Source organism: Pantoea sp. RIT413, from assembly GCF_003057675.2.
Taxonomy (GTDB): domain Bacteria; phylum Pseudomonadota; class Gammaproteobacteria; order Enterobacterales; family Enterobacteriaceae; genus Pantoea; species Pantoea eucrina.
In genome coordinates, this window is the sequence record NZ_QBJB02000001.1 from 699182 (window position 1) to 714371 (window position 15190).

Sequence of the window (15190 nt, forward strand, 5' to 3'; positions counted from 1 at the left end):
TAAATGGCGCCTAAAAAATAAAATATCGCTTTAAGCAAAAAGCTGAAAAATAGAACAACAGGGGAAAATATAAACGAGCCAGAGGGAGAAATAAACCCCCTGGCCGGGGAAAGTGAGATATGTCTTAGAGGTGGGTCACGATATCTTTAATTAAAGCCGGTCCCTGATAAATAAATCCGGAGTATATCTGCACCAGGGTGGCGCCCGCGGCAATTTTTTCCCGTGCGGCGATGAGTGAATCTATTCCACCGGCACCAATAACAGGTAAGCGCCCCTGCAGCTCCTGCGCCAGCCGGCGGATTACCTCTGTGCTGCGCGTCTGCACCGGGCGTCCGCTCAGGCCGCCCGCTTCATCTGCATGTTTAAGTCCGCTGACCAGCGTACGATCCAGCGTGGTATTGGTTGCAATCACACCATCAATCTGGTGACGCACCAGGCTGTCAGCAACCTGGATTAATTCCTCCTCAGACAGATCCGGCGCAATCTTTACGGCCACCGGAACATATTTAAGGTGTCGCTGCTGTAGTTCCTGCTGTTTTAATTTAATCGCCGCCAGCAAATCGTCCAGCGCATCGCCATATTGCAGCGTACGCAGACCCGGCGTGTTAGGTGAAGAGATATTTATCGCAATATAACCCGCATGGGCGTAGACCTTCTCCATGCAGATCAGGTAATCCTCTTTCCCCTGCTCAACCGGGGTATCTTTATTCTTGCCAATATTGATCCCCAGTACGCCTTTAAATCGCGCTTTTTTGACGTTCTCTACCAGATGATCAACCCCGTGGTTATTAAATCCCATGCGGTTAATGATGCCGCCCGCCTCAACCAGACGGAACATACGCGGTTTATCATTTCCGGGCTGCGCACGCGGCGTTACCGTACCGACTTCAATAAAACCAAACCCCATTGCGCCAAACGCATCAATGCACTCCGCGTTTTTATCCAGCCCGGCCGCCAGACCCAGCGGGTTGGGAAACGTCAGGCCCATACAGCTTACCGGACGCGCCGGCAGCGACTGCCGAATCAGCCCCTCCAGCGGCGTACCGCTGATAAAACGCAGCTGCTGGAAAGTGAGTTCATGCGCGCGCTCGGGATCGAGTTTAAACAGGGCGGGCCGGACGATGGGATATAACATGCACTCTCCTGAATGGCAGTAAAGGAAGAAACAGCGGGTGCACGGGAATACGTGCGCCAGAATGGTAAGGTGCTCTGGCGCAAAAGTAAATTAGTGACGAACCTCAGAACAGGATCGCGATCAACGGCGGGATGAATAACGACTCAGGCGATTACGGCACGCCTGCAGACCGTGATAGAGCGGCGGACAATACCAGAGCAGTTTCAGCCGGGTATTATGCCGTAATACGCGCCGCACCAGACTGTTTACCCGCGGCTGCCACTCGGCAGGTACTTTAATGCGGTGTTTACGGATCTGTGCCAGGCAGCCATGCATAATGGTCTGATAGTAGTCATCCAGTAATGCCTCATCCTGCGGCAGCTGATGCTCTCGTAAAAACGCTTCACTGCTGTCGCGGGCGATAAAGTAATTTTTTATCCAGGAGAAATCGCGGGTGCTTTGCGACAGCGAACTCTGCATAAAGCGCTTGTAGTAGTAGCTCTCGCCGGTGCAGTAGAAACTGTGCGCCTGCATATAGAGCGCGAACATAAAAGGCGCATCTTCATGATTCTGAATCGGCAGGAAACTCAGCCCCAGCCGCTCAATCAGCTGCCGGGAAATGATGCTGCTCCAGATCACCCGGTGCGCCGACTGATGCTGGATCAGCGTGCGCAGGCTGTCGCTGCCGCCGGAGAAAAGGCCGCTGACGTGACGCTGATGGATCGTCTGATAGTGGCGCTGCGGTTCCGGGACGTCGAAAAACATTTTTGCGCCGAAGCAGAACAGCTCGAGCCCGGTATGTTGCGCCTGTACGCGCCGGAAATCGGCAAACAGAGTGGCGGAGATAAAGTCATCGGCATCCATAAAATAGAGGAAATCGCCGGTGGCGACCGCCAGCCCTTTCATCCGCGCTGCGCTGACGCCGCCGCGGTTGCCGCTCAGCAAAGTGACCTGCGGATGCGCCTCAGCGAACGCCGTAAGCCAGCTCACGCTCTCATCCGTTGAGCCGTCGTCAATGATAATAATCTCATCTGCCGGCGACGTCTGCTGCAGCAGCGACTGCATCGTCTCCGGCAGCCACGGGGCGCAGTTCCAGTTCGGAATAATGACCGATATAGTCGGGACGGAGCGCGACGTCATACTTATCCTCTTTCTTCAGCATTAACAACGGGTGTACGGCGCAGGCGCTTCAGCACCAGGCTATGCAGCAGACAGCAGACGCCGAGATTCACGGCACCAATCAATGCCAGCCAGAGCAGATTAATCCAGCGATTCTGATTCCACTCAATAGGCAGCAACGTGCTCAGGCCGGCAATCAGGCCCGATACCGCCCAGATCAGCGCCACGTCGCGCGTCAGCCAGCTGAAGTGGATACCCGGCGCAAAACGACGGTGTACCAGCCATGCCCAGCCAACCAGGTAGAAAATGTTTTGCGCCAGCCACAGCCAGCCGGTTCCCAGCGCGCCGTAGTGAATCGCACACCAGATGTTAAGCGGCACCAGCAGAATGGCAAACAGGGTAAAGCCCTGCATATGGAGTTTTAGGTTGCCATTCACGTACTGCAGGTGATAGAGCAAGCCACAGATCGCCTGAATTCCGCTGCCTAAGGCGTAAAGCGTCAGGACAAAAGCCATCTCATCGACAATCTGCGTTTTTTGCGTCCACGCCCAGAGCAGCGGACCAGAATAGCAGGCGATAGTGATACTGAGCGGGGCCATAAAAATGGCGACTGCCTGCGTGGTGTAACGGTAGAGACGCAGAGATTCCGCATCGCCCTGCTGCCGGGTTTTCATGCCGGTCATGCGCGGCACAATCGCCTGCATAATCGGGCTGCTGAGCAGCAGGATACCGGTCGCCGCCGTTGCCACGACGGTAAAGGATCCGTACTCGCTCAGCGGCAGGGTTTTAGACAGCACCAGACGGTCAATCTGCGAGATAAACGTCCAGATTGCGCTGGAGAACGCGGCGCTCAGCGCAAAGCGAATAAAAGGCCTCAGCACCTCTTTCAGGTCGCTGCGCTTCTCTTTGCGCGCAGCGCGCGGGATAAGCTGATACGCCTTCCAGATGCAGCAGCCCGCCTCGGCGATGGAGACCAGCAGCTGCCAGATAAAGAATGTCAGCACGGCGTTGGCGAAGAGCTGGATCACCAGCACCGCACCAAAGGTGCGCAGCGTGGTAATAGTCAGGTTAACGCCATTCAGCCAGACCTGATGTTCAAAGCCGATGATCACGCTGCGATAGGGACTGGTGCGCCAGCGAATGGCCGCGGTGATCACCATAATTGCCACGGCGATAACCACATCGCCGGCCGGCAAATGACGCGCATCCAGCCAGTGTGTCGCTATCCAGGGCGTTGCCAGCCAGCCCAGCACCACCAGCACCAGCGTGGAAAAAAGGAAAAAGCGCGTCAGGGTGGTAAACAGCGCCGGAAACCAGACAAATTCTTCCTGATTAGCGCGGTAGCGCGCCGCTTCACGCATCAGCGTGGTGGAGACGCCCGCATCCAGCAGCTGCAGCCAGGTCAGTAATATAGAAAAGAAGCCAACCAGGCCATACGCTTCCATCCCCAGATTCTGAATATAGAGCGGCACCACTAAAATACCTGACAGCGTCAGGTAGATCTGCCCGACATAGTTGGCAATCGCATTACGTTTGATAGACATAAAAGTATGGGGGTCTGGGTATTTTTCTCAATGTCTTCAAGCGTGACACAAAAATGTGACAGCGCCCACAGGAGTAATTCTTAAAAACCACCTGGCATTCACGCCGCAGCTTTTTCTTAAATTCATCAATAAAAAACAGAGATCGGGCCATTTTATCCGCCGCTGCTCTGTGGGCCCGGCTGGCAACGCAGGCAGTAGCGTTTCGCAGGCAGCAGATCGGCAGCAGGATCCGTTTGCCGTTTTAAAGCTTTTGATTGCCGGATAAATCATTTACCCCTTTTCCGGCGCTCTGGCAGGATTAAGACAATCAGTTCTCAATTAAACATTATCGATAACTTTTTGTTATAAGGAGCAGGTATGCGGATCCTAACGCTGGCGGGCAGCCCCCGTTTCCCTTCACGTTCGACGGCGCTGCTGACGCTTTGCCAGCGCCAGCTGGAAGCCCGGGGCGCCGAAGTTATTGCGTGGAATATTCACAATTTTCCGCCGGAAGATTTGATCCATGCCCGTTTCGACTCCCCTGCCCTGAATGCGTTTAAAGCTGACATCGCCAGCGCGACCGGCGTCATTATTTCTACTCCTGTCTATAAAGCGTCATTTGCAGGTGCGCTAAAAACTGTCCTGGATCTGCTGCCGGAGCGGGCGCTGGAAGAAAAAGTCGTACTGCCGCTGGCAAGTGGCGGCAGCGTGGCACATATGCTGGCGCTTGATTACGGGCTTAAACCGGTACTGAGCGCGCTGAAAGCGCAGGAGGTGTTACAGGGAGTATTTGCGCAGGATCTGCAGATTACGCATTACGACCGCCAGCCGGAATTTGCCAGCGATCTCACTTCCCGTATTGATGATGCGCTGGAGAACTTCTGGCTTGCGCTGCAGCGCCGTCATCTGCCTTTTGCCCGGGCTGTCTGAGGAGAGACTATCGTGAAACGACTTATAACGGCTCTGCTGCTCCCGGCGCTGGCTGCCCTGTTTACCCTGACGGCCAGCGCAGCGGACGCGCCTTCTCAGATCCGTATCGGCTACCAGAAAGGCTCGGTCAGCATGGTGCTGGCAAAATCGCACCGGCTGCTGGAGCAGCGTTTTCCGGCGATGGCAATTAAGTGGATTGAGTTTCCTGCCGGCCCGCAAATGCTGGAAGCGCTTAACATCGGCAGTATCGATTTAGGCAGCACCGGGGATATTCCTCCGCTCTTTGCGCAGGCCGCCGGGGCCGATCTGCTTTATGTCGGATCGGAACCCGCGAAACCTAAAGCAGAAGTGATCCTGGTACCGCAGAACAGCCCCATCCGCAGCGTGGCCGATCTGAAAGGCCGCAAAGTTGCTTTTCAGAAAGGCTCCAGCTCGCACAATCTGCTGCTGCGCGCGCTGCAGCAGGCGGGCCTGAGTTTCGCTGATATTCAGCCGGTCTATCTGACGCCAGCCGATGCCCGCGCGGCGTTTCAGCAGGGTAACGTTGACGCCTGGGCGATCTGGGATCCTTATTACTCAGCCGCTCTGCAGCAGGGCAACGTGCGCGTCCTCACTGACGGCAGCACGCTGAACCTGACCGGCTCTTTCTATCTGGCGACCCGACAGTTTGCTGAAGCCAGTCCCGACACCCTCAGCCAGGTGCTGGCCACCTTCAGCGAGGCGGATGCGCTGACGCAGAGCCAGCGAACGCAGAGTATCGACCTGCTGGCGCAGGCGATGGGCCTGCCAAAACCGGTCCTGGCGAGCTATCTCGACCATCGTCCGCCCACCACGATTACCCCCGTCAGTGCACGCACCGCCGCCGCGCAGCAGCACACTGCCGATCTGTTTTACGCCAGCCATCTGTTGCCGGTAAAACTCACCATCGCTGACCGCATCTGGCAACCCCGGACGGCCCATTAATAAGGAACAACACAATGAGCATATCTGTTTTCTGGTTTCTTCCCACGCACGGCGATGGTCACTATCTGGGAACCGCCGAAGGCGCCCGTCCGGTGGATCACGGTTATCTGCAGCAGATAGCACAGGCCGCTGACCGGCTGGGCTTTGGCGGCGTGCTGATCCCGACCGGCCGCTCCTGCGAAGATGCCTGGCTGGTCGCTGCCTCACTGATTCCGGTAACGCAGCGCCTGCGCTTTCTGGTGGCACTGCGTCCTGGCGTGATCTCACCGACCCAGGCAGCGCGTCAGGCGGCAACGCTGGATCGCCTCTCTAACGGTCGTGCGCTGTTTAATCTGGTTACCGGTGGCGATCCGGAAGAGCTGGCGGGCGATGGCGTCTTTCTCGACCATCGCGAGCGCTATGCAGAATCGGCGGAATTTACCCGCATCTGGCGACGTGTTTCTGAAGGCGAAACGGTGGACTATGAGGGCAAACACGTCAAAGTGCGCGGTGCGCGCCTGATGTTCCGTTCAGTACAGCAGCCGCGTCCGCCACTCTGGTTCGGTGGCTCTTCTGATGCCGCGCAGGATCTGGCTGCTGAACAGGTTGACGTCTATCTCACCTGGGGAGAGCCGCCCGCGCTGGTTAAAGAGAAGATTGAGCAAGTGCGCGCCAAGGCCGCAGCGCAGGGGCGCACGGTGCGCTTCGGTATTCGTCTGCACGTGATTGTGCGCGAAACGAATGAGGAGGCGTGGCAGGCCGCGGATCGGCTTATTTCACATCTGGATGATGCCACAATTGCCAAAGCACAGGCGGCGTTTGCGCGCACGGATTCGGTCGGACAGCAGCGGATGGCTGCCCTGCACGGCGGCCAGCGCGATAAGCTGGAGATCAGTCCGAACCTCTGGGCTGGGGTTGGCCTGGTACGCGGCGGAGCCGGTACTGCGCTGGTCGGCGACGGGCCAACTGTCGCAGAACGCATGCGCGAATATCAGGCGCTGGGCATTGAGACCTTTATCCTTTCTGGCTATCCGCATCTGGAAGAAGCGTACCGCGTCGGCGAGCTGCTGTTTCCCCATCTTGACCTGGCCGTGCCGGAAGTGCCAAAACCGCGCGTCGTGCAGGCGCATGGCGAAGCTGTGGCCAATGATTTTACGCCACAGAAAGTTGCGCAAAGCTAAGGAGTCACCATGTCTGAGCAGATAAAAACGCTGCGCAATGCGCTGCTGCCCTGGCTGCTGCCGGTGGGAATAGTGGCGATATGGCAGCTCGCTTCGTCGCAGGGCTGGCTCTCCACGCGTATTTTACCGGCGCCGGAGAAAATTGTGACCGCCTTCTGGCAGCTGACCGCCAGCGGTGAACTGTGGCAGCACCTGGCCATCAGCAGCTGGCGCGCACTAATCGGTTTTGCTATCGGCGGCACGATCGGGCTGGCGCTCGGACTCATCACCGGTACATCGCGCACCGGTGAGCGTCTGCTGGATACCTCGCTACAGATGCTGCGCAACGTGCCGCATCTGGCGCTGATCCCGCTGGTGATCCTCTGGTTTGGCATTGATGAATCGGCCAAAATTTTCCTGGTCGCACTCGGTACGCTGTTTCCGATCTACCTCAATACCTATCACGGGATCCGCAATATCGATCGCGGGCTGATAGAGATGGCGCGCAGCTATGGCCTCTCCGGCTGGTCGCTGTTTGCGCAGGTTATCCTGCCTGGCGCCCTGCCCGGCATCATGGTCGGGGTGCGCTTTGCGCTGGGTCTGATGTGGCTGACGCTGATTGTAGCTGAAACCATCTCGGCCAACTCCGGTATCGGCTATCTGGCGATGAACGCGCGCGAATTTTTGCAAACTGACGTGGTCGTGGTGGCCATTATTCTTTATGCCCTGCTGGGCAAACTGGCAGACGTGGCGGCGCAGCTGCTGGAGCGTATCTGGCTGCGCTGGCACCCGGCCTGGCAACTGAAGGAGAGCAACGCATGAGCAATGCCGTACAGAACCCGGCGCGCCTGATCAGCGGCACGCCGGTCGCCATCAGTAACCTCTCTAAGCACTATGGCAATCGTACTATTCTTGACCAGGTCAGCCTGCATATTCCGGCCGGGCAGTTTGTTGCCGTGGTCGGGCGCAGCGGCTGCGGTAAAAGCACCCTGCTGCGGCTGCTGGCCGGACTGGAAGTCGCCAGTCAGGGTGAGCTGCTGGCAGGCAACGCGCCGCTGGCCGCGGCGCGCGACGATACGCGACTGATGTTCCAGGATGCGCGTCTGCTGCCGTGGAAAAAAGTGATCGATAACGTCGGACTCGGCTTACGCGGCCGCGAATGGCGCAGCGCCGCGCTGGAGGCACTGGAGGCCGTGGGGCTTGCCGATCGCGCAAATGAGTGGCCTGCTGCCCTCTCAGGTGGACAGAAGCAGCGCGTGGCGCTGGCGCGGGCGCTGATCCACCGTCCTGGCTTACTGCTGCTCGATGAACCGCTGGGCGCGCTGGATGCCTTAACCCGCATTGAGATGCAGGGGCTGATCGAATCACTCTGGCAGCAGCACAATTTTACGGTACTGCTGGTGACGCATGATGTCAGCGAGGCGGTGGCGCTGGCCGATCGGGTGTTACTGATTGAAGAGGGTAAAATCGGGCTCGACCTGTCGATCGATTTGCCGCGTCCGCGCCGCAAAGGCTCGGCGCGGCTGGCGGAGCTGGAAGCGAGCGTACTGGATCGGGTGATGACGCGCAGCGCCGCTGAGCAGCCGCTGCGCTTTGCCCGGCAGCGTTAACTGCCCTGCCCGCTGGCGGGTCTGTCCGCCAGCGGGCTGTGCATCAGTGATGCAGCAGGTCATCCACCACCTGCGCTTTACTCAGCTGGTAAGGGAAGAACGTGGGCCAGTTTTCCAGTTCATCAAACAGCGCAGCCTGCGAGACATTACCCGTAAAAATGTGGAAGTGGGATGACTTACGCGGGCTGATAATGTGATCGCTGAACTGTACAAAGTGCGGCGCTTTACTGGCTTTATCAGTGCATTCAAACAGATAACGTACCCCTCTTTTACCGGAAACGTAGTTGAGCACCTTGTAACCTTTATAGGCATATTTACAGCTGCTGACCGCGCCTTTTTCGGTAAATTCCATCACGTCGTTTTCAATGCCGATGTCAGTGATATCGCTGGCATAGCCGGTGAGATAGTAGTGTTTAATGTCGCTGAACGAGCGCGTTTTATCGGCTGCCGCTTTTTTTTGAAATACCGGATCCAGTGAGCCATCTCTGGCATAGGGATAAACGGACTGCCATACCCCTTCCCAGTCGGAAAGCGGCCGATCTTTCACATCGCCATCGGCAAAGATGCCGCTGGCCGCACGCACCTCTTTTTCACTCAGTGGAGCACCGTGCGAATGACCGCCGTGTGCAAACGCTGCTGAACTGCAGGCCAGCCCCAGAAATAGTGTCCAGTACGCTACTTTCATCTTAATATACTCACGCCTCGTTTTATTGATGTTATAACATAACATATAAATTAGCGTAACGCACCCTGCCGGATTAGCGGCCAAAGTGGTGATTTATGAGAAGGTTTGGCACGCCATACTGTAGTGGCCGCATGGCCGCAAAAGGGCAGCCGCAACCGGTGACGGTTGCGGCTGCGGAGGATTACGCGTTCAGCGCTTTGGTGATTTTCTCATAGAGATCGCCGGAAAGATTATCCAGCCCCTTTAGCTGCTGCAGTGCCTGGCGCATTAACGCCTGACGTCCTGCATCATAGCGCTTCAGGCGGATTAGGGGTTCAATCATGCGTGCGGCCACCTGCGGGTTACGCGTGTTGAGATCGGTCAGCATTTCAACCAGGAACTGATAACCGCTGCCATCCTGCGCGTGAAACGCCGCCGGGTTACCCGCCGCGAATGCGCCAATCAGCGCCCGGATGCGGTTAGGGTTACCCATGGTGAAGGAGCGATGGTTCAGCAGCGCACGCACGTTGCGTAACACTTCTGGCGCCGGGCTGGTCGCCTGCAGCATAAACCATTTATCCATGACCAGACCGTCCTGATGCCAGCGCTCATCCCAGGCGGCCAGCAGCGCGTCGCGGCACGGCAGCTGTGCCATCACCGCTGCCGAGAGCGCCGCCAGCGCATCAGTCATATTCGTGGCGTGCGCATACTGCGCCTGAACCAGACGATCGGCCTGCGTCGTATCCCCCAGAGCCAGATAGCTCAGGCAGACATTCTTCAGCGCGCGCCGGCCAATTTCCGCATGATCAACGCGATATTCGCTGCTCTGGCTGGCCAGATAGAGCGCATAGCACTCGTCGTTCAGCTCGTTTGCCAGCGTGCGCATCAGCGCATGGCGTACGGCGGCAATCGCCTGTGGATCGATGATATCGAACAGCTCTGCTATCTCATTTTCTGATGGCAGGGTCAGGATCAGCGCCATCAGCGCCGGATCGCCCTGCTCATCCAGCAGCACCGCCCGGAAAGCGTCAGCAACGTGCAGAGGCAGCGACAGCGGCTGGCCCTGCTGGTAGCGCGCGACGTTGAGACGAATATAGGTTGCGAGCAGACTCTGCGCCGCATCCCAGCGGGAAAACTCATTGCTCGCGTGACGCATCAGGAAGGTGAGCTGTGCGTCGCTCCACTTATAATCGAGTTTTACCGGTGCAGAGAATTCACGCAGCAGTGACGGCACCGGCTGAAAATAGACGTTATCAAAGACAAACGTCTGGAACGCCTGCGTCACGTTCAGCACGTGATGTACCGGCTGGCCGTTATGCTGCAGCGGGATCACTTTGCCTTCGTTATCGTAGAGTTCGATATCCAGCGGAATGTGCAGCGGCAGCTTCTCCTGACCATCTGCGGTTGGCGGCGTATGCTGGGTCACGTGCAGGGTATACTGCTCCAGCTCCGGATTATAGTCATCGCGCACGCTCACGACCGGCGTGCCTGACTGGCTGTACCAGCGACGGAACTGGGTTAAATCGACGCCAGAGGCATCTTCCATCGCCTGGACAAAATCGTCGCAGGTTGCCGCACTGCCGTCGTGACGTTCAAAGTAGCACTGCATGCCCTGCTGAAACTTCTCTTCACCCAGCAGCGTGTGCATCATGCGGATCACTTCCGATCCCTTCTCATACACCGTCAGGGTATAGAAGTTATTCATCTCTATAACCTGATCCGGCCGGATCGGGTGCGCCATCGGGCTGGCATCTTCGGCAAACTGCGCACCGCGCATCACCCGCACGTTATCAATACGATTCACCGCGCGGGAGCCGAGATCGGAGCTGAACTCCTGATCGCGGAATACCGTCAGACCCTCTTTCAGGCTGAGCTGGAACCAGTCGCGACAGGTGACGCGGTTACCGGTCCAGTTATGGAAATATTCATGGCCGATCACCGCCTCGATGCCGAGATAATCTTTATCCGTCGCGGTTTCCGCTTTTGCCAGCACATATTTGGAGTTAAAGACGTTGAGGCCTTTGTTCTCCATCGCGCCCATATTGAAGAAATCCACGGCGACAATCATAAAGATATCGAGGTCATATTCGAGACCAAAACGCTCTTCATCCCACTTCATGCTGGCTTTCAGCGAGGTCATTGCCCAGTCGGCACGATCGAGATTACCGCGGTCAACAAAGATCTCCAGCGCGACGTCGCGCCCTGAACGGGTGGTAAAACTGTCGCGCAGCACATCAAAATCACCTGCCACCAGCGCAAACAGATAGCAGGGTTTCGGGAACGGATCCTGCCACGTCACCCAGTGACGCCCGTCGTCCAGCTCGCCGCTCTTTAGCTTGTTACCGTTGGAGAGCAGATACGGGTAGCGCACCGGGTCGGCCCGGAGCGTGGTGGTAAAGCGCGCCAGAACGTCAGGACGATCCAGGTACCAGGTGATGTGCCGGAAACCCTCCGCCTCACACTGAGTGCAGAGCGCCTCGCCCGACTGATACAGCCCTTCCAGCGCGCTGTTTTTAGCCGGATGGATCAGGTTTACAATGCGCAGCGTGAAGTTGTCAGGCAGCTGACTGAGGATCAGCGCCCCCGCCTCTTCGCGATAGTGCGGCCAGGGCGCGCCATCTACCGTCAGCTCAACCAGCGTTAACGCTTCACCATCAAGATGCAGATCGGCGTCTGCTGCGCCGAGACGTTTCACCTGGCTGATGGCCGTTACGCGTGTTTCTGTTGCATCCAGATCAAACGTCAGGTCGATATCCGTAATGGTGTAATCAGGCGCCCGGTAGTCGTGGCGATATTTAATGTGCGGCTGTTGCGTCATATATCCTTCTCGCATCGTTGTTATGTTGAGGCCATCCTGTTGCGGTGGCGCAAATATCTCAAAGTCTAAGCGGCCTGACGGCGAGTTGCCATGCGCAATGCGCGCTGGCGCAGAAAAGGCTACAATTCAGTAACAATGGCACAATTGCCCCTCGACCCGCCACCTGCAAATGTGGTGTGATCGCAGAGATTACTGTTTTATACTCCTGCGTCTTTAGGATTTTGTTAAACACCGGGCTCTGCTCCGCGGAAGAGGATGCTGAAACGCACCATGACTGGACACGCTTCCCCGATTTTGACCACGCTGCTTGATACCGATGCGTACAAGCTTCATATGCAGCAGGCCGTATATCATCGTTACTACGATGTCCCGGTTACCGCAGAATTTCGCTGTCGCAGCGATGAACAGCTTGGCCGGTATGCCAGCGAGATTCGCGCGCAAATTGATACTCTGCAAGATCTGACCCTGAGCGACGATGAGTTTGCCTGGCTCAGTAACCTGCCTTTTTTCCAGCACGACTATCTGACCTGGCTACGCGCCTTTCGCTTCAATCCGGCGCAGGTTGAGGTACGGGACGAGCGGGGCCAGCTGCGCATCCAGATCCGCGGCCCGTGGCGTGAGGTCATTCTGTGGGAAGTGCCGCTGCTGGCGCTGATCAGTGAAGTGGTACATCGCCACCGCACGCCGCAGATCGCCGCAGAGCAGGCGGTCGCGCATCTGCAGCAAAAACTTTCAGCCTTTCAGACGCAGGTTGCCGATCTCGATATGTCACGCTTTCAGCTGATGGATTTCGGCACGCGCCGCCGCTATTCACAGGAGGTGCAGGAAGCGATTGTCAGTACGCTGAAAGCGGAGTTTCCATGGCTGGTGGGCACCAGTAATTACGATCTGGCGCGTCGTCTGCAGCTGACGCCGGTTGGCACCCAGGCCCATGAGTGGTTTCAGGCGCATCAGCAGATCAGCCCGGTGCTGGCCAACAGCCAGCGCGCGGCGCTGCAGTCGTGGCTGGATGAGTATGATAACCAGCTGGGCATTGCGCTCACGGACTGCATCACCATGGACGCCTTTTTGCGCGATTTTGGTCCCGGCTTTGCCCATCGCTATCAGGGACTGCGCCACGACTCCGGCGATCCGGTTGAGTGGGGCGAGAAAGCCGTTGCGCACTATGAGCGGCTCGGTATCGATCCGCGCAGCAAAACGCTGGTGTTCTCTGACAATCTCAACCTGGATAAAGCGCTGGCGCTCTATCGTCACTTTGGTCAGCGTGCCAACGTGGTGTTTGGTATTGGCACGCGCCTGACCTGCGACATTCCGGGCGTAACGCCGCTTAACATCGTGATTAAACTGGTCAGCTGCAATGGCAAACCGGTCGCTAAACTCTCTGACAGTCCGGGTAAAACGATTTGTCAGGATAAAGCCTTTGTGCGTGCGCTGCGCAAAGCATTTGACCTGCCGCTGGTTAAACGCGCCAGCTGACCTGCCCCGGGCAGGGTTCACTCCCCTGCCCGCCGCCATTAAAATCACTCACTTCCCGCAATTTTGCTTGTTTCCTGATGGCTCGCAAGTAACATAGCAACACCCCTGAACGTGGGAGAATTGGCTGTTTCTGTCAGCACCGTACGTCACCTGTGACGATAGCGAGATGCGACGGGACACCCGTTATTTCATCTATATATAGAGAGATTTTTATGAGCGTAGTGCCTGTAGCGGATGTACTGCACGGCCGGGTCGCGGTTGACAGTGAAGTCACCGTACGCGGCTGGGTGCGTACCCGAAGAGATTCCAAAGCCGGTCTTTCCTTTATCGCCGTTTATGACGGCTCCTGCTTTAATCCCGTTCAGGCTGTCGTCAATAATTCTCTGAATAATTATCAGGATGAAGTGCTGCGTCTGACCACCGGCTGCTCGGTCATTGTCACCGGCACCGTGGTGGAATCACCGGGCCAGGGCCAGGCATTTGAGCTGCAGGCCACCCGTGTTGAAGTGACCGGCTGGGTTGACGATCCTGACACTTACCCGATGGCTGCCAAACGTCACAGCATCGAGTATCTGCGCGAAGTGGCTCACCTGCGCCCGCGTACTAACCTGGTTGGCGCCGTCGCGCGCGTGCGTCATACCCTGGCGCAGGCGCTGCATCGCTTTTTCCATGAGAACGGCTATTTCTGGGTTTCCACGCCGCTGATCACCGCATCAGATACGGAAGGCGCAGGCGAAATGTTCCGCGTATCGACGCTGGATATGGAAAACCTGCCGCGCGATCCGCAGGGTAAAGTGGATTATGACAAAGATTTCTTCGGTAAAGAGGCGTTCCTGACCGTATCAGGCCAGCTGAATGCTGAAACGTATGCCTGTGCGTTGTCAAAAGTCTACACCTTTGGCCCAACGTTCCGTGCGGAAAACTCCAACACCAGCCGTCACCTGGCGGAATTCTGGATGCTGGAGCCGGAAGTGGCGTTTGCCACGCTGGATGACGCCGCAGCGCTGGCTGAAGCGATGCTGAAATATGTCTTCAAAGCTGTACTGAATGAACGTGCCGATGACATGGCGTTCTTCGCCGAGCGCGTGGATAAAGATGCCGTTGCGCGCCTTGAGCGTTTTGTTACCACCGATTTTGCACAGGTAGACTATACCGACGCAGTTGACATATTGCTGAAGAGCGGCCAGAGCTTTGAAAACCCGGTTGCATGGGGTGTGGATCTCTCTTCTGAACATGAGCGCTATCTGGCCGAAAAACACTTCAAGGCGCCGGTGGTGGTGAAGAACTACCCGAAAGATATTAAAGCGTTCTACATGCGTATGAATGATGACGGTAAAACCGTAGCGGCAATGGACGTACTGGCACCGGGCATTGGTGAAATCATTGGTGGATCGCAGCGTGAAGAGCGGCTGGATGTGCTGGATGCCCGTCTGGCAGAGATGGGGCTGAATAAAGAGGATTACTGGTGGTATCGCGACCTGCGTCGTTACGGCACCGTACCGCACGCCGGCTTTGGTTTAGGGTTTGAACGTTTGATCGCCTATGTCACCGGCGTACAAAATGTAAGGGACGTTATCCCCTTCCCGCGTACCCCGCGCAACGCGAATTTCTGATTTCTGCAATTAAATATAAGAAATTCATATATATACCGAGGTCGGCACTGCCGGCCTTTTTTTATTTTTGTAAATCTTGAGATATCTCACAAAGTTCCGTAATTATTACAAATTGTCACACAATTTTTCTTTTTGATACTCAATTAGGAGATTTGAATCATTTTCGGGCTAGAAATAGCAACTGCGGAGTGAAAAGATGCGTGCAGACATATGAGACACCA

Annotated in this window: 12 protein-coding genes; 7 read left to right on the forward strand and 5 right to left on the reverse strand. The window is 56.8% G+C overall.

Annotated features, from left to right (window positions below; translation table 11 throughout):
- Window positions 1–124: 124 nt before the first annotated feature.
- The 3 genes from pyrD to DBY66_RS03315 form a co-directional block, all read right to left on the reverse strand.
- Window positions 125–1135, reverse strand: a complete 1011-nt coding sequence (gene pyrD / locus DBY66_RS03305; RefSeq protein ID WP_108569213.1) for a quinone-dependent dihydroorotate dehydrogenase — start codon at window positions 1133–1135, stop codon at window positions 125–127.
- 120 nt (window positions 1136–1255) lie between these two features.
- The gene (locus DBY66_RS03310) at window positions 1256–2254 is read right to left on the reverse strand and encodes a glycosyltransferase (RefSeq protein ID WP_108569212.1); all 999 of its coding nucleotides are present in this window, start codon (window positions 2252–2254) and stop codon (window positions 1256–1258) included.
- A 2-nt stretch (window positions 2255–2256) separates the two neighbouring features.
- Window positions 2257–3777 carry an oligosaccharide flippase family protein gene (locus DBY66_RS03315; protein ID WP_039383621.1) on the reverse strand — a complete coding sequence of 507 codons (1521 nt, stop codon included), beginning with the start codon at window positions 3775–3777 and terminating at the stop codon, window positions 2257–2259.
- Window positions 3778–4134: 357 nt separating this feature from the next.
- Between DBY66_RS03315 and ssuE the strand changes: the two genes are divergently transcribed.
- Genes ssuE through ssuB form a run of 5 tightly spaced genes read left to right on the forward strand, consistent with a single transcriptional unit; the run spans window position 4135 to window position 8398 of the window.
- A complete protein-coding gene (ssuE, locus tag DBY66_RS03320; protein WP_104084736.1) occupies window positions 4135–4686 on the forward strand; it encodes an NADPH-dependent FMN reductase in 552 nt (183 codons plus the stop codon).
- Window positions 4687–4698: 12 nt separating this feature from the next.
- Entirely contained in the window at window positions 4699–5649 is a 951-nt protein-coding gene (locus tag DBY66_RS03325; protein WP_108569210.1) for a sulfonate ABC transporter substrate-binding protein, read from the forward strand.
- A 14-nt stretch (window positions 5650–5663) separates the two neighbouring features.
- Window positions 5664–6809, forward strand: a complete 1146-nt coding sequence (gene ssuD / locus DBY66_RS03330) for an FMNH2-dependent alkanesulfonate monooxygenase (protein ID WP_071668708.1) — start codon at window positions 5664–5666, stop codon at window positions 6807–6809.
- Between the two features lie 9 nt (window positions 6810–6818).
- Window positions 6819–7610 carry an aliphatic sulfonate ABC transporter permease SsuC gene (gene ssuC, locus DBY66_RS03335; protein ID WP_094111471.1) on the forward strand — a complete coding sequence of 264 codons (792 nt, stop codon included), beginning with the start codon at window positions 6819–6821 and terminating at the stop codon, window positions 7608–7610.
- Window positions 7607–8398, forward strand: coding sequence for an aliphatic sulfonates ABC transporter ATP-binding protein (gene ssuB / locus DBY66_RS03340; protein WP_104084734.1), 792 nt, complete (start codon window positions 7607–7609; stop codon window positions 8396–8398). Before ssuC ends, ssuB begins: the two co-directional genes overlap by 4 nt.
- Window positions 8399–8441: 43 nt before the next feature.
- Here the strand turns inward: ssuB and zinT are convergent, their stop codons facing one another.
- Both zinT and pepN read right to left on the reverse strand, forming a co-directional pair.
- Window positions 8442–9083 (reverse strand): metal-binding protein ZinT, encoded by a 642-nt coding sequence (gene zinT, locus DBY66_RS03345; protein WP_108569209.1) that lies wholly within the window; start codon window positions 9081–9083, stop codon window positions 8442–8444.
- 181 nt (window positions 9084–9264) lie between these two features.
- Window positions 9265–11880 (reverse strand): aminopeptidase N, encoded by a 2616-nt coding sequence (gene pepN, locus DBY66_RS03350; protein ID WP_039383602.1) that lies wholly within the window; start codon window positions 11878–11880, stop codon window positions 9265–9267.
- A 270-nt stretch (window positions 11881–12150) separates the two neighbouring features.
- On the opposite strand from pepN, the gene pncB reads away from it, so the two are divergent.
- Window positions 12151–13356, forward strand: coding sequence for a nicotinate phosphoribosyltransferase (gene pncB, locus DBY66_RS03355; protein WP_039385774.1), 1206 nt, complete (start codon window positions 12151–12153; stop codon window positions 13354–13356).
- Window positions 13357–13568: 212 nt separating this feature from the next.
- Window positions 13569–14969 (forward strand): asparagine--tRNA ligase, encoded by a 1401-nt coding sequence (gene asnS / locus DBY66_RS03360; protein WP_104084732.1) that lies wholly within the window; start codon window positions 13569–13571, stop codon window positions 14967–14969.
- Window positions 14970–15190: the final 221 nt, after the last annotated feature.

Excerpts from the sequence above, each read along its gene's own strand:
- ssuE (WP_104084736.1), top strand. The coding sequence starts at position 4,135 with ATGCGGATCCTAACGCTGGCGGGCAGCCCCCGTTTCCCTTCACGTTCG.
- zinT (WP_108569209.1), bottom strand. The coding sequence starts at position 9,083 with ATGAAAGTAGCGTACTGGACACTATTTCTGGGGCTGGCCTGCAGTTCA.
- DBY66_RS03310 (WP_108569212.1), bottom strand. The coding sequence starts at position 2,254 with ATGACGTCGCGCTCCGTCCCGACTATATCGGTCATTATTCCGAACTGG.
- pepN (WP_039383602.1), bottom strand. The coding sequence starts at position 11,880 with ATGACGCAACAGCCGCACATTAAATATCGCCACGACTACCGGGCGCCT.
- ssuC (WP_094111471.1), top strand. The coding sequence starts at position 6,819 with ATGTCTGAGCAGATAAAAACGCTGCGCAATGCGCTGCTGCCCTGGCTG.
- asnS (WP_104084732.1), top strand. The coding sequence starts at position 13,569 with ATGAGCGTAGTGCCTGTAGCGGATGTACTGCACGGCCGGGTCGCGGTT.
- pyrD (WP_108569213.1), bottom strand. The coding sequence starts at position 1,135 with ATGTTATATCCCATCGTCCGGCCCGCCCTGTTTAAACTCGATCCCGAG.
- ssuD (WP_071668708.1), top strand. The coding sequence starts at position 5,664 with ATGAGCATATCTGTTTTCTGGTTTCTTCCCACGCACGGCGATGGTCAC.
- pncB (WP_039385774.1), top strand. The coding sequence starts at position 12,151 with ATGACTGGACACGCTTCCCCGATTTTGACCACGCTGCTTGATACCGAT.
- DBY66_RS03315 (WP_039383621.1), bottom strand. The coding sequence starts at position 3,777 with ATGTCTATCAAACGTAATGCGATTGCCAACTATGTCGGGCAGATCTAC.
- ssuB (WP_104084734.1), top strand. The coding sequence starts at position 7,607 with ATGAGCAATGCCGTACAGAACCCGGCGCGCCTGATCAGCGGCACGCCG.